We start from the raw sequence: 19,942 nt of genomic DNA on the forward strand, positions 1-19,942 counted from the left end.
GGTTCAACATCCAGAAGGGGTCAATCGTGCCTTAAATCCAGCGAGAACGGAAACTCGCGGCTGACCTGGGCAGGCGCCACGTCCATGCGCCCCGGCGTGTGGCCAATTTTTTCAAAGCGGGCCAGGCGCCGGCTCTCGGCCTCGTAGGCGTTGATGGGGAACGTTTCCGGGTTCAGCCCGCCCGGATGCGCCACATGGTAGCGGCAACCTCCCAGGGAACGCTGGTTCCAGGTGTCCACAATATCCACCGTCAGCGGCACATGCACCGGAATGGTGGGATGCAGCGCGGATGGCGGCGCCCAGGCTTTGTAACGCACGCCCGCCACGTATTCGCCCACCCGCCCCGTCGGTTGCAAAGGCAGCGCGCGCCCGTTGACCGTCACAACATAGCGGTTGTCGTTCAAGCCCGATACCCGGATTTCCACCCGTTCCAGCGACGAATCCACGTAGCGCACCGTGCCGGCCGACGAGCCCTCTTCGCCCATCACGTGCCAGGGTTCCAGCGCGCCGCGCAGTTCCAGGTGGATGCCACGCGCGGCCACGTCGCCAAACAGCGGAAAGCGGAATTCGAAATGCGGGGCAAACCAGGCGGTGTCAAAGGCGTAGCCGGCTTCGTTCAGGTCAGCCAGCACGTCCTCGAAATCCATCTTCACAAAGGTCGGCAACAGAAACCGGTCGTGCAGCTCGGTGCCCCAGCGCGTCAGGCGCGCGGTGTACGGGGTCTTCCAGAAGTGGGCGATCAGGCCGCGCAGCAACAGTTGCTGCGCCAGGCTCATGCGCGCATGCGGCGGCATTTCAAAGGCGCGCAGTTCCAGCAGACCAAGCCGGCCCGTCGCGCTGTCAGGGGAATACAGCTTGTCGATGCAGAATTCTGACCGGTGCGTGTTGCCCGTGACGTCGACCAGGATGTTGCGCAGCGCGCGGTCGATCATCCAGGGCGGCACCTGGGCGCCCTGCTCCGCGCAGCGCCGATGGATTTCCTGAAACGCCAGTTCAAGCTCGTACACCTGGTCGTTGCGCGCTTCGTCGATGCGCGGCGCCTGGCTGGTGGGGCCGATAAACAAGCCCGAAAACAAGTACGACAAGGACGGATGGTTGACCCAGTACGCCAGCAGGCTGGCCAGCACGTCGGGGCGGCGCAGGAATGGGCTGTCGGCCGGCGTGGCGCCGCCCAGCACGAAGTGATTGCCGCCGCCCGTGCCGGTGTGACGCCCGTCGGCCATGAACTTTTCGGTGGACAGCCGTGTCTCGAACGCGGCCTCGTACAGGAATTCGGTGTGGTCGACCAGGTCGGCCCAGTTGCTGGCGGGGTGGATGTTGACTTCGATGACGCCGGGGTCGGGCGTGACCTGAAGCATCTTCAAACGGGGGTCGCGCGGCGGCGGATAGCCTTCCAGCACGATCTTCACCTTCAGGTCACGCGCAGTGGCTTCCACCTGCGCCACCAGCGCCAGATAGTCTTCCAGACGCGGCAGCGGCGGCATGAAGACAAAAAGCAGGCCATTGCGCGGCTCCACGCACATGGCGGTGCGGGCCAGCCACGAGGCCGATTCAAACTTGGCGGGCGCGCGGGTGGCGTCCGGGTTTGGTGCGGACCCCGGTCCTGCCCCGGGTCCTGTGCCAGATCCCACCCCTGCTGCCCCGCCCGTCCCCGATCCCGATCCCGCCCCCACCGTGGCGCGCGGGTTCTGCGCCAGCAACTGCGCCGGCCCAGGCAACGAACGCCGCGCGTCAAAGGGATCCCGATCCGCCACCACGGGCGCATCGGCCTCGGCCGTCCAGGGCAGCGAGTCCAGCGGCAGGCGCAGGCCCATCGGCGAATCGCCCGGGAACAGATACATGCGTTCATCGCGCAGGAACCAGGGGCCGGACACCCATGGCCCGCCCTCGCCCGCCTGGATCGGCAAGGCGTAGCCGACCACGCTGTCCAGCTTCTGTTCGAACACGCGGCGCAGGCGCGCGCGTTCCATTTCGTCGTCCAGCCGCGAATCAAAGGGGTCCACGTTGGCGGGCAAGCGGCGTTCGCGCCACAGGTAGTAGAAAACGTCTTCGTAGCCCGGCACGATGTGGCGCGCGTCCACTTCCAGGCGCTCGGTGAGGCGCGTGATGAAACGCTGCGCGTCCGCCACGGTGTAGTTGCTGCGCTGACGCTCGTCGGCGAACAGCGCCGGGTCGCCCCAGCAGGGTTCGCCGTCAGCGCGCCAGAAGATCGACAGTGCCCAGCGCGGTAATTGCTCGCCCGGATACCACTTGCCCTGCCCGGCATGCACAAAGCCGTTGCCGCCGTAGCGGGTGCGCAGGCGGTTCAGCAGTTCCAGCGCAAAACCGCGCTTGGTGGGGCCGAGCGCGGCGGTATTCCATTCGGCGCCGTCGCGGTCGGCGACCGACACGAAGGTAGGTTCACCGCCCATGGTCAGGCGCACGTCCATGTGGTCCAGGTGGTCGTCGATCTTGTCGCCCAGGTCCAGAATGGCCTGCCATTGCTCGTCGGTATACGGCTTGGTGACGCGCGGCGATTCGAACACGCGCGTGACCGACATGGTGTGCACGAATTCCACCTCGGCCTTGTCCACCGCGCCCGTTACGGGCGCCGCGCTGCCCGGTTCGGGGGTGGCCGCCAGCGGAATATGGCCTTCGCCCGCCAGCAGGCCGGACGTGGGATCCAGGCCGATCCAACCGGCGCCGGGCAGATAGACCTCGCACCAGGCATGCAGATCGGTAAAGTCGGTTTGCGCGCCGCTGGGGCCGTCCAGCGCGCGCACGTCGGGTTTCAACTGGATCAGGTAACCCGACACAAAGCGCGCCGCCAGCCCCAGATGGCGCAGGGCCTGCACCAGCAGCCAGCCGGAATCGCGGCACGACCCGGCGCAGCGCGCCAGCGTTTCTTCCGGCGTCTGCACGCCCGGTTCCATGCGGATCAGGTAGCTGATTTCCTTGTGCACCTGCTGGTTCAGAGCCACCAGAAAATCCACCGTGCGTTGCTCGCGCACGTCCACCCGCGACAGGAATTCCGCGAACAGCGGCGTGGCCTCGTCGCAAACGCGGTACGGCGCCAGTTCGCGGGCCAGCACATCGTCATAGGTGAAGGGGAATTCCTCGGCGTCGGGTTCCAGGAAGAAGTCGAACGGGTTGTAGACCGCCATCTCGGCGACCAGGTCAACGGTGATCTTGAATTCGCGCGTCTTGCCCGGGAAATTCAGGCGCGCCAGATAGTTGGCGAACGGGTCCTGCTGCCAGTTCAGGAAGTGCTCGGCGGGTTCCACCGTCAGCGAGTACGACAGGATCGGCGTGCGGCTGTGCGGCGCGGGCCGTAGCCGCAGCACCTGGGCCGACAGGCTGACCAGGCGGTCATAGTTGTATTGCGTGACGTGCTTGAGCGCTACGTGGATAGTCAAAGCCTTCTCCGGATCGACTGTACTGCCGAAATTCTTGGGGGGTCACGCCTTGCTTGCGGAATGTCACGCCATTCGTGCAGGGTACGCCAATCCTCAGTGGCTGGTCTGTACCTGCACCGATACATTCATCGACAGCGTGGCCGCCACGCCATGCAGCCAGCGCACGGGCGAGGCCGATTCGTAGTCGCGGGCAACCGCCAGGCGGCAATGGCCGTCGGACGCGAACGTGGCATGGCTGACGTCCACACTGACCCAGCCGTGCCCGGCCAGCCAGACGTCGGCCCAGCCATGGCTGGCCGCGTCGTCGCCCGCTTCGTGCCAATACCCGCTGACAAAGCGGGCCGGCGTGCCGAAGGCGCGCACGCAAGCCAGCAGCAGATGGGTTTGGTCATGGCTGCCGCCACGCCGGGCCGCGAGCGTTTCGGGGGCTGTCATGGGCGCGCTGCCCAAGCCGGGCTGGTAGGCGACCCGCTCGCGGATCGCGCCCGCCAGGGTCAGCACGTCTTGCGGCACATGCACGCCGCCCGGCACCACGCGGCGGCAAAAATCGCGGACGCTATCGTCGCACTGCGTCAAGGCCGTGGGCACGCCATAGATGTACACCGGCAGGCGTTCGTCTTCGTCGCCCACATGGCCTTGGGCCAACGGGTGGATGTCTACCTGCCCCACCGCATGGATTTCGATTTCGCTGTGGGTGCGGTGCAGCGTCAAGGTGTGGGTCACGTTGCCGTAGGCGTCCACCTGCGGCTGGATCTCGCCCGGCGTCTGAATCTGCCAGCGCAGCGCGTGCTGATGGTCGTCGCGCCGGGGCGTCAGCCGCAAGGTCTGGATGCTGTAGTTGACCGGGGCGGGATAGCGGTAGCGGGTCACGTGCTTGATGAGATGCTTCATGAAAGTCTCCACACATCGATTCGGCAACGCCATCAAGAAAAACAAGCAACATGCGTGCCAGGCAGCCAGCTTGCGCGCGCCGGGTTACGGCATTGCGACGCGACCCCGCTAGGTAACGGCTGGTATCCCTTCAGGCGCCCAAGACGCACCAATGCGGTGCGCCGGATGCGTCGGGATATGCCCTGTTGTGGAACATCCCGCGCGCAACTGCCGCCCCGTCCGCTGCCCGGCGGCCACCATCCCATTCTTCAAAGCGGCTGACAATCGTTCAATACACCGATAGCAGGGACAGGCACAGTGCTGGCGTCTTCCGGAATTTCTCGGAATGTTCGGATTTCCACCCACGGCATCCCAAGGAGCCCCCATGTCCGTCACCGCCTACGCCAAGCCCGGCGCCAAGCTGCTGTCCCCCAAGGACCACACGCTCATCATGATCGACTTCCAGTCGCAGATGGCGTTCGCCACCCACTCCATCGATGCCATCACGCTGCGCAACAACGCCGGCTTGGTCGCCCACGCCGCCGCCGGTTTCGGCGCGTCCACCATCCTGACCACGGTTGCCGAAAAGAGCTTTTCCGGCCCGATGTTCACCGAAGTCACCGCCCCGTTCCCGGGCCAGGCGCTGCTGGACCGCACGTCCATGAACACCTGGGAAGACGAAGCCGTCATCAAGCAGGTCAATGAAATCGGCAAGAAGCGCATTGTGCTGGCCGGCCTGTGGACCAGCGTGTGCATCGTCGGCCCGGCCCTGTCGGCGCTGGACCAGGGCTTTGAGGTGTATGTCATCACCGACGCTTGCGGCGACGTGTCGCTGGAAGCCCATAACCGCGCCGTCGAGCGCATCGTGCAAGCCGGCGGCCAGCCGATCACCGCCTTGCAGTACCTGCTGGAAATGCAGCGTGACTGGGCGCGTACCGACACCTACGACATGACCACCGGCATCGCCAAGCAGTTCGGCGGCGCCTACGGCCTGGGCATCATCTACGCCAAGTCCATGTTCAACGCCCACGAAGGCTGATAGGAGCCCGCCCATGAAGGTCTACCTGGTTTCGTTGGCGCTTGGCCTGCTGGTCGGCGTGATCTATGCGCTGTTCAACGTACGCTCGCCCGCGCCTCCGGTGATTGCCCTGGTAGGCCTGCTGGGCATCCTGGCGGGGGAACAGATTCCCCCGCTGGTCAAGCGCATGCTGGCCGAACCGGCCGCGCGCACGTCCTGGTTGCACGAGCAGGTCAAGCCGCATATGTTCGGTGAACTGCCTAGCTGCCCCAAGACTTCCCCCCTCCCTGAAACACGCGCCGAAGCCTGTGGAGACAAGCGCCATGGTTGACACCCAAGCCCCAGACCTGATCCTGCACCAAGGGCGCTTCACCACGCTGGACCCGGCGAACCCCACAGCCGACGCCGTCGCCATCCACGACGGCCGCTTCACCCGCGTGGGCGCCGCCGCCGACATCCTGCCGCTGGCCGGCCCCGCCACCAAAGTGATTGCCTTGAACGGCCGTGGCGTGCTGCCCGGCTTGATCGACAACCACCTGCACATCATCCGTGGCGGCCTGAACTACAACATGGAATTGCGCTGGGACGGCGTGCGCAGCCTGGCCGACGCCATGGCCATGCTGCGCCGCCAGGTCGCCATCACCCCCGCCCCGCAGTGGGTGCGCGTGGTGGGCGGCTTTACCGAGCACCAGTTTGCCGAAAAGCGCCTGCCCACCATCGAAGAACTGAACGCCGTGGCGCCCGATACGCCCGTGTTCATCCTGCACCTGTACGACCGCGCCCTGCTCAATGCCGCCGCCTTGCGCGCCGTGGGCTACGACAAGACCACGCCCGCCCCGCCCGGCGGCGAAATCGTGCGGGATTCGGCCGGTAACCCCACCGGCCTGCTGCTGGCCAAGCCCAACGCGTCGATTCTGTACGCCACCTTGGCCAAGGGCCCAAAGCTGCCGCTGGAATACCAGGTGAACTCCACGCGCCACTTCATGCGCGAACTGAACCGCCTGGGCGTCACCGGCGCCATTGACGCGGGCGGCGGTTTTCAGAACTACCCCGAGGACTATCAGGTTATCCAGCAGTTGGCCGACGCCAATCAGCTGACCATCCGACTGGCCTACAACCTGTTCACGCAAAAGCCCAAGCAGGAAAAGGAAGACTTCCTGAACTGGACCGCCACGTCGCAATACAAGCAAGGCACCGACTATTTCCGCCACAACGGCGCGGGTGAAATGCTGGTGTTCTCGGCCGCCGACTTCGAAGACTTCCGCCAGCCGCGTCCCGAGATGGGGCCCGAGATGGAAGGCGAGCTGGAAGAAGTGGTGCGTATCCTGGCGCAGAACCGCTGGCCCTGGCGCATGCACGCCACTTATGACGAAACCATCAGCCGCTCGCTGGACGTGTTTGAACGCGTCAACCAGGACGTGCCGCTGGCCGGCCTGAACTGGTTCTTCGACCACGCCGAAACGATTTCCGAGAAATCCATCGACCGCATCGCCGCGCTGGGCGGCGGCGTGGCCGTGCAGCACCGCATGGCGTACCAGGGCGAATACTTCGTCGAACGCTATGGCGCGGGCGCGGCCGAAGCCACCCCACCGGTCAAGCGCATGCTGGAAAAAGGCGTCAATGTGTCGGCCGGCACCGACGCCACGCGCGTGGCGTCCTACAACCCGTGGGTGTCGCTGTCGTGGCTGATCACCGGCAAGACGGTTGGCGGCATGCGCCTGACGCCGCAACGCAATTGCCTGGACCGCGACGCCGCCCTGCGCATGTGGACGGAGAACGTCACCTGGTTCTCGAACGAACAGGGCAAGAAGGGCCGCATCGCGGTCGGCCAACTGGCTGACCTGGTGGTGCCTGATCGCGATTTCTTTGCATGCCCGGAATCCGACATTGCCGACACCAGCAGCCTGCTGACGGTGGTGGGCGGCAAAGTGGTCTGGGGTGCGGGCGAATTCTCGGCCCATGACGACGCCGCCCCGCCGCCCGCCATGCCGGACTGGTCGCCCACGCGCTTGTTCGGCGGCTATGGCGCCTGGGGCGACAGCGAAGGCAAGCCCTTGCAGACCACGCTGCGCGAAGCAGCCGCCGCCTGCGCTTGCCTGAACGACTGCAACGTGCACGGTCACCAGCACGCGGGCGCCTGGGCCAGCAAGCTGCCCGTGTCCGACCTGAAGGGCTTCTGGGGCGCGCTGGGCTGCGCGTGCTGGGCGGTATGAGCTTGCGCCCTTCCATGGCGCACCCGCCTGCGTTGCGCCGTCCGCTGCTCTCGAAAACGGTGCGCTGGCTGGCTCTGCTGGCGCTATGCGGCGCGTATATCCAGGGCGGGCTGGTCAAGCTGCTGGACTTCGCGGGCGCGCAGGCCGAGATGGCGCATTTCGGCCTGCATCCCACGGCGCTCACGGCCAGCGCGGTCATTGCACTGGAACTCGGCGCCAGCGCGCTGATTCTGTCCGGACGCCTGCGCTGGCTGGGCGCGCTGGCGCTGGCGCTCTTTACCGCCGTCGCGGCACTGATGGCCAACCGCTATTGGGAAGCCCCCGCCGACGCGCGCTTCATGGCAATGAACGCGTTCTATGAACACTTGGGGCTGGCCGGGGCATTCGTCCTGGTCGCCTGGCATGATTTGACGGAGCGCCTGCATGGCCGGACCTGACCGCATCACCCCGCCCGCCGCCGTGGGCGGCCTGGCGCCCTTGAAGCACACGCTGTTCGCCGTGCTGTGGGGCGCCACCATCCTGGGCAATATCGGCAGCTTCATGCGCGACGTGGCCAGTGCCTGGTTGGTGACGGACCTGTCCAGCAACCCGGCTGCCGTGGCCATGATGCAAACGGCGGCCACCCTGCCGGTATTCCTGTTGGCCATTCCGGCGGGCGTGCTGTCCGACATTCTGGACCGGCGGCGTTTCCTGATCGCCATCCAGGTGCTGCTGGGCTGCGTCAGCTTCACGCTGCTGGTCATGGCCAAGACCAACACGCTGACCGTTGAAACGCTGATCGCGCTGACCTTTCTGGGCGGCGTGGGCACGGCGTTGATGGGGCCGACCTGGCAGGCCATCGTGCCTGAACTGGTGCCCAAGGCCGAACTGAAAACCGCCGTGGGCCTGAATTCGTTGGGCGTCAATATCGCGCGCGCCTTGGGGCCGGCCGTGGGCGGCCTGCTGCTGGCCGCGTTTGGTGCTGCCGCTGCCTATGGCGCGGACGTGCTGAGCTATGTATTCGTGATTGCGGCGTTGATCTGGTGGAAGCGGCCCAAGAAAGTGGACGATGGCTTGTCCGAGCAGTTCTTCGGCGCCTTCCGTGCCGGCGTGCGCTACGCCCGCGCCAGCCGCGAGCTGCATGTGGTGCTGTTGCGCGCGGCGGTGTTCTTCATTTTCGCCAGTTCAGTCTGGGCCCTGTTGCCGCTGGTGGCGCGCCGCATGCTGGGCGGTGGAGCGGGCTTTTATGGCGTGTTGCTGGGCGCCGTGGGCGTGGGCGCGATTCTGGGCGCGGTAGTGCTTCCCAAGCTACGCCAGCGCCTGAACGCCGACGGCCTGGTGCTGGCCGCCGCCGTGGCCGCCGCCGTGGTGATGGCGGCACTGTCCTTCGCGCCGCCACAATGGGCCGCCGTCTTGCTGTTGCTGCTGTTGGGCATGGGCTGGATCGTGGCGCTGACCACCTTCAACGGCGTGGCGCAAGCCATCCTGCCGAACTGGGTGCGTGGCCGTGGTCTGGCCATCTACTTGATGGTGTTCAACGGCGCAATGGCGGCGGGCAGCCTGGGCTGGGGTTTGCTGGCGCAGGAAATCGGGGTGCCCGGCACCCTGCTGGCCGGCGCCGTGGGCTTGCTGGTGGCGGGCCTGGTGCTGCATCGCCTGCGCCTGCCGCAGGGCGAGGCCAATCTGGATCCCTCCAACCACTGGCCCGAGCCGCTGCTGGACGCGCCCATTGAACATGATCGCGGCCCGGTCATGGTGCAGATCGAATACCGCATCCGTGTGCAGGACCGCCCCGCGTTCCTGCAGGCGCTCAAGGCGGTGGCCGAAGAGCGTCGGCGCGACGGCGCCTACGCCTGGGGCGTGGCCGAACACACGGGCGAGCCCGAGCGCGTGCAGGAATGGTTTTTGGTGGAGTCCTGGGCCGAGCACTTGCGCCAGCACCAGCGCGTGTCGCACGCCGATGCCGACCTGCAAGGCGAAGCGCAGCGCTTTCATATCGGGCCGGAAAAACCCGTGGTGCACCATTTCCTGGCGCTGGACTTGCGCCAGGGCCAAGCGGAACAGCGGCCCAGGCTAGCGAGGCGGCGGACGAGTTGCGCAGCAGACTAGTGCGCCGAGGCGTCCAGGAAGCGGTGCACCACACGCACCGCCGCCGCGCCCTCGGCGATGCAGGCAAGCACGTGCTTGACGGATCCTGCACGCACCGCGCCCACCGCGAACACGCCGGGCTGCGAGCTTTCATACGCGCGCGCCTGCATGGACCCGGCTGCCGCCCGGCCCGTCAGGATGCAGCCCAGGTCATCGGTGTCCAGGCAGCCGTCCAACCAGGCGGTGTTGCCCTCGCCAGTGCCATCTGCCACCCGCCCGGTCGCCACGATCAAGCTGCGCGCCTCGATCATCTGGCCGTCATCGAGCCACACGCGATATGGGTAACAGGTGCTGTCAAAAGCCGTGGCCAGGCGCACGGGCATTACACGCGAGCCGAAGCGGCGGCTTTGCGTTTCGGCGCGGCGCAGCAGACCGCCGTCGCACAAGCCCGTGATGGTGCCGGGAAAGCCGGGCAAGGCCTGCTTGCCCGGCGTGTTAAAGCCCGACGCAGCGGCGCCCGACGCAGCGGCGCCCGACGGCCCGGATTCGCATAAAGAGCCGCCCACCAGCAAGGTGTGCAAGCCTTCCGAGGCGGCATAAGCCGCCGCCGCCAAGCCCGCCGGCCCGCCGCCTATCACGGCCAGGTCCAGCACCGGGTCGACCTGCCCCGCCGCCGCTCCCGACCGTGAAACAGCGCCGCCACGCGAAATGGCGCCGCCATAGGGCCGGCGCCGCAAATACCCGATGCGGCGCAGCATGAAGGCGCGCAGCACGATGTCTGCCAGCAACGGCTCGGCCAGCAGCAATTGGGTCAGCCCCGCGCGCGACAGGCGCAGCAGCCGGCTGTCGGAATCGGCGCGTGCGCTCACCGAGTTGGGGCGGTCGGTGAACAGGTCCAGGCTGCCGGTGAATTCGCCGTCGCGATGCATCAACAGGCTGTGCTGGCCGCCGTCGGGTTCGTCTTCCAGTACTTCGACGTACCCGTCCAGCACGATGTAGAAGGCGGCCTCCGCGCCGCCGCTTTGCAAGAGCACGGTGCCGGCCGACACCCGCACTTCCTCGCCGTAAGGCGCGGCCAGGCGGATCTGCTCGGGGCTCAGCATGGGAAACGCTTGCGCATGCAGGGCCGGTAACTCAGGCGGATGGCAAGCGGCGTCAACGGGCGGACGATTCATGGGATTCAATTCCGGGGCATCCGAAGAAAGCGGCAAGGTACAGCGCTAGGCTAGCTTCGGGCTGCCGGACGGTCTTGCGTACTTGGGTGCTGCTTTGTCTGAAAGAGCAGTGATCGTACACCGCGGCTAAAACCCCGGCTTGGACCCGGGCTGATACCGCCCGATGCGCTCTAGGCGTTGACCTTGCGCCAGGCCCCGGGCGACAGGCCCACCACGCTGGTGAACACCCGCGTCAGATGCGCCTGGTCGGCAAAGCCGCACAGCAGCGCGATGTCGGTGATGGAACGGCCCGGCATGCGCAGCAGGTCCTGCGCTTTTTGCACGCGCTGCTCCAGCAGCCAACGGTGCGGCGTGGTGCCCACCGTCTGCCGGAACGCCTTGATGAAATAGCTGCGCGACAAATTGCAGGCCTCGGCAATGTCGGCAATGGACGTGTCCGCGCGCAGGGACGACAACAGCATGTCCTTGGCCCGCGCTTCCAGCTTGCGCGACAGCACGCGGCCGCCGCCGGATTCCGTGAAGCCGCTGGTGGCGCCCGCGCCATAGCGCGACAGCAAGTGCGCGCCCAGCGCCAGGCTCAGGTGTTCGACGAACAGGCCGCCCTGTTGCTCCGGCTGCGCCAAGACGCTGGTCAACACATGAGACATATGCGCCAGCACGGGGTCACCCTGCCCTGCGCGCGGCAACAGGCTGCTGACGCGCGGGCCGCCGTTTTCGTCATTGATGCGCTCGATGAAAGCGCGCGACAGTTCGATCAGCACAAAATCGAAACCGCCATGCAGGTCGGCACGGTAATCGTCAGTGAAATCGCGGATATAGACCGACCCGATGTCGAAATCATGGGTCGATGCGTGGTTGCCTTGCAGGATGCGGCGTCGGTGTCCGCCCTGCATGGCCACGCCCACCAGATAGCCCCGGTCGGACGCGGGCGTGGCAACGTGGCCGAAATGTTTGTTGTCGGTGCTTTTGCGATAGAACGTCAGCCCGCCGCCTTCAAAATGCTGGTTCAAGATGAGCTTGCTGGCGGCACACCCAAGCGCGTCGGTCGCGGCGGTGGGCTTGGGCGCTGGGGCAGACAATACCGCTGTCTCGGACTCCGGGGCGAGCGCTGGCGCTAGGCGTGGGCGGGCAGGCATGGTGGTGGGTTCCCCAAAGTCACGATAGAAGCGGTACGGCCGGAAGATAGCAAACGATGTTGCCTTGCAACAAGCGTCGTCACGGTTTTTTTCAATGCCGTGGCCTGCATTGCAACCGCGCGGCATGTCATGCACGTTTCAAAGCCGCGTTTCAATGCCGCGTTTCAATGTCGCGTTCCACCGCCCCTAGCGGGGCAGCGCGGGCCCCGGCGTCAAGGGTCCCAAGGGTTGCCCACGCTGCGGCATCGGCGGCAGCTTCGGTTGCGCCGGGCCGCTCCATGGCGGCGGCGCGCGGTTTGCATTCGCGCCCGATGCCGGCTCCGGGTAGCGCGCGCCCCCGCAGGACGTGCCCAGGCAAGGCTGGCCGGTACGGCCGGGATCCACCTTCCTGGAACATGAAGTCCCCAGGCAGGTGTCCGGCAAGGTGCGCGCGGACGCGGGCGGCTGCGGCACGGTGGGAACGCCGTCCCGCGCCAGCGCGGGGCCAGCGGCCAGCGTGCCGCAAGCAAGCAGCCCGAAGGATGCGGCCAGGGTCAGGGCTTTCATCGCGGCTCCAAGGCAAGACGAACCAGGCACGAGTGTGCGCCCATTCGTCCGCCCCTCGCAACACGCGCGTCCTGGCCCCGGTTCAATCCAGCTTGATGTTCGTGCTTTCCACCACCTTGGCCCAGCGCGCACGTTCGCTCGCGAAGAACTGCGCCAGTTCGGCCGGGCTGCGCGTCACGATTTCGGCGCCCTGCTCGTTCAATTGCGCGGTGACGTCCGGCTGGGTCACGATCTGCGCCATCAGCATGGCCAGGCGTTCGGCCACGGGGTCGGTCATGGTCGCCGGCGCCATCACGCCCTGCCACGTACCGGACTCAAAGCCCTTCACGCCTTGTTCGGAAATGGTCGGAATGTCGGGCACGAGCTTCATGCGCTCGCCCTTCGAAATCGCCACCGCGCGCAGCTTGCCGGACTTGATGTGCGGCAAGGTCGCCAGCAGCCCGTTCATGATGATCTGGGTCTGCCCGCCGATCGTGTCCGTCACCGCTTGCGAGCCGCCCTTGTACGGCACGTATTCCCATTGCGCGCCCGTGGCCTGCTGCACGGCCACCGCCGCCAGGTGCGGCGCGCTGCCGATGGCCGTCACGGCAAAATTCAAGCGTTCTTTTTTCGACAGCGCCACCAGGTCCTGCAAGGTCTTGGCCGGCACGTCGGGGTGCACGGCCAACACGTGCGGCGAATAGGCCAGCATGCCGACGGCGCGCAGGTCCCTGGACGGATCGAACGACAGCTTGGTGTAGACGGACGGGCTGATGGCCAGGGCGCCTACGTCGCACAGCAGCACGGTATGCCCCTCGGACGCCTGCTGCACGACCAGCCCCGCGCCCAGGTTGCCGTTGGCGCCGGGTTTGTTCTCAACCACCACGGTCTGCTTCAGCGCATCGGACAGACGCGGCGCCAGGATGCGCGCGATGATGTCCGACGAGCCCCCGGGCGGATACGGCACGATGATGCGCACCGGCCGCGTCGGCCAATTCGCCGCTGCGCCGCTTGCGCCAGCGCCTGCTTGCTGCGCCCAGGCGGGCACCAGGGGCGACAGGCATAGCGCCGCGGCGCCGCCCAGGAAATGTCTCTTGCTTACGTTCATGCTGTCTCCACACGGGTTGATGTTGTTCTGGGATAAAACCGGCGCGGCGCCCTGCAACGCCTTGCCGCTTGCAAACGTCACACGGCGCCGCGCGTTTCCACGTACAACGCGTATAGCGAATGGCTGCTGGCCATGAACAGGCGATTGCGCTTGGCGCCGCCAAAGCACAGGTTGGCGCAGCGTTCGGGCAGGCGGATGTGGCCGATGGGCTTGCCCGCCGGGTTGAACACCATCACGCCGTCCAGCTCTTCGGGCTTGGCGCCGGCCGAGCCATTGCTGCCCCAGCCGCACCACAGGTTGCCGTCTTCATCGCACTTGATGCCGTCGATGGCGCCGGGGCCTTGCGCGTCGATATGCAGGCGCTTGCCCGATAGCGCACCGTCCGCGCCCACGTCGTAGGCCCACACCACGCGGTTGGGTTGGTGGCGCGACTCCACCACATAAAGAACCTTCTCGTCCGGCGAAAAGCACAGGCCGTTGGGCGCGGCCAGATCGCCCAGCGCCTGCGTCACGCGGCCGTCCGATGGGTCGATGCGGTAAACCCCATGCGGCAGTTCCGACTTGGCCTTGTCGCCTTCCCAATGGCCGCCGATGCCAAACGGCGGATCGGTGAACCAGATGGCGCCGTTGCGCTGGCAGATGATGTCGTTGGGCGAATTGAAGCGCTTGCCGTCGTAGCGGTCGGCCAGCACCGTGATGGAGCCGTCGTACTCCGTGCGCGTGACGCGCCGCGTCAGGTGCTCGCAGGTCAGCAGCCGGCCCTGGCGGTCGCGGGCCAGGCCGTTGCTGAAGTTGGCGGGCTTGCGGAATTCGCTGATTTCGCCGGTGGTGTCGTCCCAGCGCAGGATGCGGTCGTTGGGAATGTCGGACATCAGCAGATAGCGGCCGTCGCCTACCCACACCGGCCCTTCCAGCCAACGGAAACCCGTGGCCAGTTGTTCGACGGTGCTGCTGTAGATGCGGTATTTGGAAAATGCCGGATCCAGGATCTGCACGGACGAATCCGGGTAGCGTTGCTGCGGCGTAAAGCTGAACGACTGCGCCTGCGCCAGCGTGGCGGGTCCCAACGCCAATGCGGCGCCCAGCAGTCGGCGGCGGCCGGGTTGGGCCAAGGGGGCATGCTCCATCGGTGTCTCCTTTTGTCGGTGTAGTGCGATGGCAATGCGGTCGAGCGGGTGGGCGGCAGGCGGCGGGCCTTTGGCCCTTAAGTCACCGGGCCGGGGTTGAACAGCGCCAGGGCGTTGTGCAGCTTGAGCTTTTCCGCACAGGTCTGCTGGCGGCCGCTGGCCACGTCCAGCATCAGGCGAAACAGCTCCCAGCCCACGTCTTCGATAGACGCCTGGCCCGTGGCGATACGGCCGGCGTTCACGTCCATCAGGTCATGCCAGCGGCGCGCCAGGCTGTCGCGCGTGGCCACCTTGATGACCGGCACCTGCGCCAGTCCGTAGGGCGTGCCGCGCCCGGTGGTGAAGATGTGCAGGTTCATGCCGGCCGCCAGTTGCAGCGTGCCGCAGATGAAATCGCTGGCGGGCGTGGCGGCAAAGATCAGGCCCTTTTGCGTGAGGCGGTTGCCGGGCGACAGCACGCCGTGGATGGGCGACGAGCCCGACTTCACGATCGACCCCATCGCCTTTTCCACGATGTTCGACAAGCCACCCTTCTTGTTGCCCGGGCTGGTGTTGGCGCTGCGGTCGGCCATGCCGCGTTGCAGGTAATCGTCGTACCAGGCCATCTCGCGTATCAACGCGTCGGCCACTTCGGGCGTGGCGGCGCGCGCGGTCAACTGGTCGATGCCGTCGCGCACTTCGGTGGTCTCGGAGAACATCACGGTGCCGCCCGCGCGCACCAGCAGGTCGGTGGCGAAACCCACGGCGGGGTTGGCCGTCAAGCCCGAAAAGGCGTCGCTGCCGCCGCATTGCACACCTACCGTCAGGTCCGACACCGGGCAGGTTTCGCGGCGGCGCGCATTCAGCTTTTGCAGATGGCGTTCGGCGGTGCGCATGATCAGGTCGATCATCGACTGAAAGCCCACGTTCTCTTCGTCTTGCAGCACGATGGTGTCCACGCCTTCACCGTCGGCGCCCATGCCCTCGCCCGCGCGGATCGGAATGGCGCCCGGCGCCAGCAGCCGTTCGGGTTGCAGCTTTTCGCAGCCCAGGCTGACCACCATGGACGTGCCGCCGAAGTTCGGGTTGCGGGCGATGTTGTGCAGGGTGCGGATGGGAATCGCCGCGCCGGGGGCATCAATGGCCACGCCGCAGCCGTAGGTGTGTTCGATCCCGACCACGTCGTCCACGTTGGGGTAGCGCGGCAACAGTTCCTGCCGGATGCGCGCCACGGCGTGTTCGACCACGCCCTGCACGCATTGCACCGTGGTGCTGATGGCCAGGATATTGCGCGTGCCCACGGTGCCGTCGGCGTTGCGGTAGCCCTCGAACGTGTAGCCCTCCAGCGGCGGCAGCGGCGTGATGCGCGTGCCCACGGGCAGGTCTTGCAAGGTGCGCGCGGTGGGCATGGTGGTGACACGCTCGTTGATCCAGCTGCCGCGCGGCAGATCCTTGGCGGCAAAACCCACCACCACGTTGTAGCGCACCACGGGTTCGCCTTCGGCCAGGTCTTGCAAGGCCACCTTGTGCCCTTGCGGCACGGCGTCCACCAGTTGCAAGCCATCGGGCAACACCGTGCCGGCAGGCAGCCCCCCTTCGTTGGCCACGATCGCCACATTGTCTTGCGGGTGAATCTTGATAAGCACCGGTGTTTGGTCTGCCGCAACCTGCATGAAAAATCCTTTTGCCTGAGGGAGATACGCAGCGATGCACACGAATCCGCGCATCGGGTTCGTTATCGTACAACCATGAGAATATCCGCGAAATAGTTGATGAATAAATTTCGGGTTTCCCCTTGTCTACAAGTACATACATAGAGCAATCATCTTGAAATTGGGGTGTTTCGTGTTGTACGATGACTTACATTCAACGCGGCATCTACCGCGCACCTACGCCCCCGACCAGGGGCTGTCTTTTTTGGAGAATTCATCATGACCCTGACCGGCCAAATGCTGATCGGCAACAGCGCCGTCCTGGGCTCGGGCGCGGCGCAACACGCCATCAACCCCGCCACCGGCGAACGCCTGGAACCCGCCTTCCCCGCGGGATCGGCGGACGACGTCGCGCGAGCCGCTGAGTTGGCCCGCGCCGCCTTTGACCCCTACCGCGCCGCGCCGCTGGAAACCCGCGCGCAGTTCCTGGAAAGCATCGCCGAAGGCATCCTGGCGCTGGGTGACGCGCTGATTGAACGCACCCACCTGGAAACCGGCCTGCCCGTGGCGCGCCTGCAAGGCGAACGTGGCCGCACCGTGGGCCAGTTGCGCCTGTTTGCGCGCGTGGTGCGCGACGGCTACTTCCTGGACGCCACCATCGACCCCGCGCAACCGGAACGCCAGCCACTGCCGCGCGCCGACCTGCGCCTGGCCAACGTGCCGCTGGGCCCCGTGGCGGTGTTCGGCGCCAGCAACTTCCCGCTGGCCTTCTCGGTGGCTGGCGGTGACACCGCATCGGCGCTGGCCGCCGGTTGCCCCGTCATCGTCAAGGCGCACAATGCGCATCCCGGCGCCTCTGAAATGGTGGGCCGCGTGATCCAGGCCGCCGTCGCCAAGCACGGCTTGCCCGAAGGCACCTTCTCGTTGCTGTTTGGCGCCGGTAGCGAAATCGGCACCGCCCTCGTTTCGCACCCGGCCATTGCCGCCGTCGGCTTCACGGGCTCGCGCCGTGGCGGACTGGCGCTGGTTGCGGCCGCCAATGCCCGCCCGGTGCCGATTCCCGTCTACGCCGAAATGTCCAGCATCAACCCGGTGTTCCTGATGCCGGCCGCCCTGGACGCGCGCGCCGAAGCCATCGCCCGTGGGTTTGTGGATTCACTGGCCATGGGCGTGGGCCAGTTCTGCACCAACCCCGGCCTGGTGATCGGCGTGGAAGGCCCGGCGCTGGACCGCTTCCGTCAAGCCGCCGCCGAAGCCGTCAAAGCCAAGGGTGCGGCCACCATGCTTACCCCCGGTATCTTTGCCGCCTACCAGGACGGCGCCGACGCGCTGGCCAAGCACGCCAGCGTCACCACGCTGGGCCAGGGCGAAGCGTCCAAGCCGGAAGCCAACGCCGCCGGCGCGGTCGTGTTCGGCACGCAAGCCGACCGCTTCCTGGCGTCGCACGAGCTGGAAGCCGAAGTGTTCGGCCCCGCCTCACTGGTGGTGGCCTGCCGCGACGTGGCCCAGATGACGGCCGTGGCCGAGCACCTGGAAGGCCAGTTGACGGCCACTCTGTTCGTGGACGATGCCGACGTGGCGCAAGCCCAAGCGCTGCTGCCCGTGCTGGAACGCAAGGCCGGCCGCATCCTGGCCAACGGCTACCCGACCGGCGTGGAAGTCAGCCACGCCATGGTGCATGGCGGCCCCTTCCCGGCCACGTCGAACCCGGCGTCCACGTCGGTGGGCGCCACCGCGATTCGCCGCTTCCTGCGCCCGGTCTGCTACCAGGACCTGCCCGACGCGCTGCTGCCCGACGGCGTCAAGCGCGCCAACCCGCTGTCGCTCATGCGCATGGTCGATGGGGTGATGACGCCAGCCTGACGCCGCAGCGCCACACTGGTTTTATCCCGGGTTGCCAAGGCCACGGGGGGCAAGCCATAATCTGCGCTCGTTAAATAATTGATAAGTGTTCGCATTAGCATTAATCGCTGTTCATGGATGCGGACACTTATCGCGAGCGAGCGGGATCTTGAGCGCTGCCCCCCCTTTGTCCCAGGACTTTGAACACCTGTACGGCAACCATCACCACTGGTTGCTGGCCTGGGTGAACTGGCGCCTGGGCAACGCAGCCGACGCGGCGGACCTGGCGCACGACGCTTTCGTGCGACTCTTGACCCGCCCCTGCCACTTCGACACCCCGCAGCAGGCGCGCAGCTACTTGCGCAAGATGGCCAACGGCATGTGCGTGGACCTATGGCGCCGCCGCAGCCTGGAACAAGCCTGGCTGGACGCGCTTGCCGCCCAACCCGAACCCACCGTGTCGTCCGCCGAGGACCAGGCCATGGTGCTTGAGGCGCTGGGCGAAATCGACACCATGTTGCGTGAACTGCCGCCCAAGGTTGCGCACGCCTTCGTCATGGCGGTGGCCTGCGAAATGACTGACCAGGAAGTGGCCGACACGCTGAACGTATCCGCGCGCATGGTGCGCAAGTACGTGGCGCGCGCCATGCTGTGCTGCATGAAGCTCGAAGCCCGACTGGTCGCCGAAACGATCACCCCCGCCCCGGCCACGCCATGAACACCCTGGCCGCGTCCGAACCCACGCACGACGTCATGGAAGAAGCCGCCGAGTGGTACGCCTTGCTGCGCACCGGCCAGGCGTCCGCCGCCGAGCGCCAGCAATGGCGGCAGTGGCTGGACCGGGGCGCCGAGCAGCGCCAGGCCTGGAGCTACGTGGAACGCATCGATCGCCGCTTCAACCCCTTGCAAACCAGCCCCGACCGCAACGCCGCCGTGTCGGCGTTCCACCAGGCCATCAGTGCCGCGCCGCGCCGTCGGCGCCAGGTCTTGCTGGGCTTGGGCGCGGCTTTCGGCCTGTCGTGCTTGGGCTGGACCGCATGGCGCCAGACACCCTTGTCCACCCTGGCCACCCTATGGGGCACCGACTACCGCGCCGGCGTGGGCGAAACGCGGCAAGTGACACTGGCTGACGGCACCCGCGTCTGGATCAATGCGCTCAGCGCCTTCAACGTGGCCTACAGCGACACGCAGCGTCGGCTGCAATTGGTGGCGGGCGAAATCCTCGTCGATACCGGCAAGGACCCGCTGCGCCCGTTTTTCGTGGACACCGAACAAGGCTCTTTGCAGGCCCTGGGCACGCGCTTTTCGATCAGCGAGGCCGACACGGACACGTTGGTCGCCGTCTATGACGGCGCGGTCCGCGTGACCACCTTGCGTTCGGGCGCCAGCGAAGTCGTCTCGGCGGGCCGGCAGGCGCGGTTCAGCCGCGACACCTTGCAGCCCCTGGCGCCGGCCGACCCCGCGCGCGAAAGCTGGCGCCAAGGCTTGCTGCTGGCCGACGGCACGCCTTTGTCGGAAGTGGTGGCGGCGCTACGCCGCTACCATGCCGGGCACCTGGGCCTGGCGCCGCCACTGCGGAATCTGCCGGTGTTTGGCAGCTATCCGCTGAACGACGTGGACCGCGCGCTGGACATGCTGGCCTCGGTGCTGCCCATCCGCCTGCAGCGCACCTTGCCCTGGTGGATCAGCCTTGAACCGCGTGCGTAGAAAATAAATCCAAAAAAAATCAAAAAAAGTCCGCGCGGCGGTTCCGGGTTTTGAAGACAGGTTCGATTTAGGAAAGTGAGAGCTCCTGCAACGCAGGACATTGCCAACTTCCTTTTCCTTTTTCGCAA

General features: G+C 66.6%; 16 protein-coding genes. 8 read left to right on the plus strand and 8 right to left on the minus strand.

Annotated elements, in window-relative coordinates; translation table 11 throughout:
* Nucleotides 1-20: 20 nt before the first annotated feature.
* Together WBR68_RS28620 and WBR68_RS28625 are read right to left on the minus strand one after the other, a co-directional pair.
* Nucleotides 21-3,395, minus strand: a complete 3,375-nt coding sequence (locus WBR68_RS28620; protein WP_230695938.1) for a transglutaminase family protein — start codon at nucleotides 3,393-3,395, stop codon at nucleotides 21-23.
* A gap of 93 nt (nucleotides 3,396-3,488) precedes the next feature.
* Nucleotides 3,489-4,286 (minus strand): transglutaminase family protein, encoded by a 798-nt coding sequence (locus WBR68_RS28625; protein ID WP_050444883.1) that lies wholly within the window; start codon nucleotides 4,284-4,286, stop codon nucleotides 3,489-3,491.
* A 364-nt stretch (nucleotides 4,287-4,650) separates the two neighbouring features.
* On the opposite strand from WBR68_RS28625, the gene WBR68_RS28630 reads away from it, so the two are divergent.
* From WBR68_RS28630 to WBR68_RS28650, 5 genes are read left to right on the plus strand one after another with little or no spacing between them, the layout of a single operon-like run.
* Nucleotides 4,651-5,304, plus strand: a complete 654-nt coding sequence (locus WBR68_RS28630; RefSeq protein WP_050444884.1) for a hydrolase — start codon at nucleotides 4,651-4,653, stop codon at nucleotides 5,302-5,304.
* 13 nt (nucleotides 5,305-5,317) lie between these two features.
* On the plus strand, nucleotides 5,318-5,614 hold the full coding sequence (locus WBR68_RS28635) for a XapX domain-containing protein (RefSeq protein WP_050444885.1): 297 nt from the start codon (nucleotides 5,318-5,320) through the stop codon (nucleotides 5,612-5,614).
* Nucleotides 5,607-7,496 (plus strand): amidohydrolase, encoded by a 1,890-nt coding sequence (locus tag WBR68_RS28640; protein WP_230695939.1) that lies wholly within the window; start codon nucleotides 5,607-5,609, stop codon nucleotides 7,494-7,496. Before WBR68_RS28635 ends, WBR68_RS28640 begins: the two co-directional genes overlap by 8 nt.
* 14 nt (nucleotides 7,497-7,510) lie before the next feature.
* The gene (locus tag WBR68_RS28645) at nucleotides 7,511-7,933 is read left to right on the plus strand and encodes a DoxX family protein (protein WP_127184511.1); all 423 of its coding nucleotides are present in this window, start codon (nucleotides 7,511-7,513) and stop codon (nucleotides 7,931-7,933) included.
* Nucleotides 7,920-9,584: an MFS transporter gene (locus tag WBR68_RS28650; RefSeq protein ID WP_230695940.1), complete on the plus strand. Its 1,665-nt coding sequence runs from the start codon at nucleotides 7,920-7,922 to the stop codon at nucleotides 9,582-9,584. Before WBR68_RS28645 ends, WBR68_RS28650 begins: the two co-directional genes overlap by 14 nt.
* On the opposite strand, the gene WBR68_RS28655 is transcribed toward WBR68_RS28650, so the two are convergent.
* The 6 genes from WBR68_RS28655 to garD form a co-directional block, all read right to left on the minus strand.
* Complete coding sequence (locus WBR68_RS28655) at nucleotides 9,581-10,738, minus strand: cyclic nucleotide-binding domain-containing protein (protein ID WP_127184510.1); 1,158 nt, start codon at nucleotides 10,736-10,738, stop codon at nucleotides 9,581-9,583. The two genes, WBR68_RS28650 and WBR68_RS28655, sit on opposite strands and share 4 nt — an antisense overlap.
* Nucleotides 10,739-10,908: 170 nt before the next feature.
* Nucleotides 10,909-11,817, minus strand: a complete 909-nt coding sequence (locus tag WBR68_RS28660; RefSeq protein ID WP_230695941.1) for a helix-turn-helix domain-containing protein — start codon at nucleotides 11,815-11,817, stop codon at nucleotides 10,909-10,911.
* A gap of 243 nt (nucleotides 11,818-12,060) precedes the next feature.
* Nucleotides 12,061-12,420: a hypothetical protein gene (locus WBR68_RS28665; protein ID WP_050444890.1), complete on the minus strand. Its 360-nt coding sequence runs from the start codon at nucleotides 12,418-12,420 to the stop codon at nucleotides 12,061-12,063.
* An 82-nt stretch (nucleotides 12,421-12,502) separates the two neighbouring features.
* A complete protein-coding gene (locus WBR68_RS28670) occupies nucleotides 12,503-13,507 on the minus strand; it encodes a Bug family tripartite tricarboxylate transporter substrate binding protein (protein WP_230695942.1) in 1,005 nt (334 codons plus the stop codon).
* A gap of 77 nt (nucleotides 13,508-13,584) precedes the next feature.
* Nucleotides 13,585-14,634: an SMP-30/gluconolactonase/LRE family protein gene (locus tag WBR68_RS28675; protein WP_230695943.1), complete on the minus strand. Its 1,050-nt coding sequence runs from the start codon at nucleotides 14,632-14,634 to the stop codon at nucleotides 13,585-13,587.
* 77 nt (nucleotides 14,635-14,711) lie between these two features.
* Nucleotides 14,712-16,286: a galactarate dehydratase gene (garD, locus tag WBR68_RS28680; protein WP_127184505.1), complete on the minus strand. Its 1,575-nt coding sequence runs from the start codon at nucleotides 16,284-16,286 to the stop codon at nucleotides 14,712-14,714.
* A 258-nt stretch (nucleotides 16,287-16,544) separates the two neighbouring features.
* Here garD and WBR68_RS28685 point away from each other — a divergent pair, with 258 nt between their 5' ends.
* The 3 genes from WBR68_RS28685 (at nucleotide 16,545) to WBR68_RS28695 (ending at nucleotide 19,814) form a co-directional block, all read left to right on the plus strand.
* Nucleotides 16,545-18,128, plus strand: coding sequence for an aldehyde dehydrogenase (NADP(+)) (locus tag WBR68_RS28685; RefSeq protein WP_230695944.1), 1,584 nt, complete (start codon nucleotides 16,545-16,547; stop codon nucleotides 18,126-18,128).
* A gap of 148 nt (nucleotides 18,129-18,276) precedes the next feature.
* Nucleotides 18,277-18,825 carry a sigma-70 family RNA polymerase sigma factor gene (locus WBR68_RS28690; protein WP_230695945.1) on the plus strand — a complete coding sequence of 183 codons (549 nt, stop codon included), beginning with the start codon at nucleotides 18,277-18,279 and terminating at the stop codon, nucleotides 18,823-18,825.
* Nucleotides 18,822-19,814 carry a FecR family protein gene (locus tag WBR68_RS28695; RefSeq protein ID WP_230695946.1) on the plus strand — a complete coding sequence of 331 codons (993 nt, stop codon included), beginning with the start codon at nucleotides 18,822-18,824 and terminating at the stop codon, nucleotides 19,812-19,814. Before WBR68_RS28690 ends, WBR68_RS28695 begins: the two co-directional genes overlap by 4 nt.
* The last annotated feature ends 128 nt before the right edge of the window (nucleotides 19,815-19,942 follow it).

The sequence above is a fragment of the Achromobacter sp. JD-1 genome (assembly GCF_038594925.1).
Lineage (GTDB): Bacteria > Pseudomonadota > Gammaproteobacteria > Burkholderiales > Burkholderiaceae_B > Achromobacter > Achromobacter spanius_C.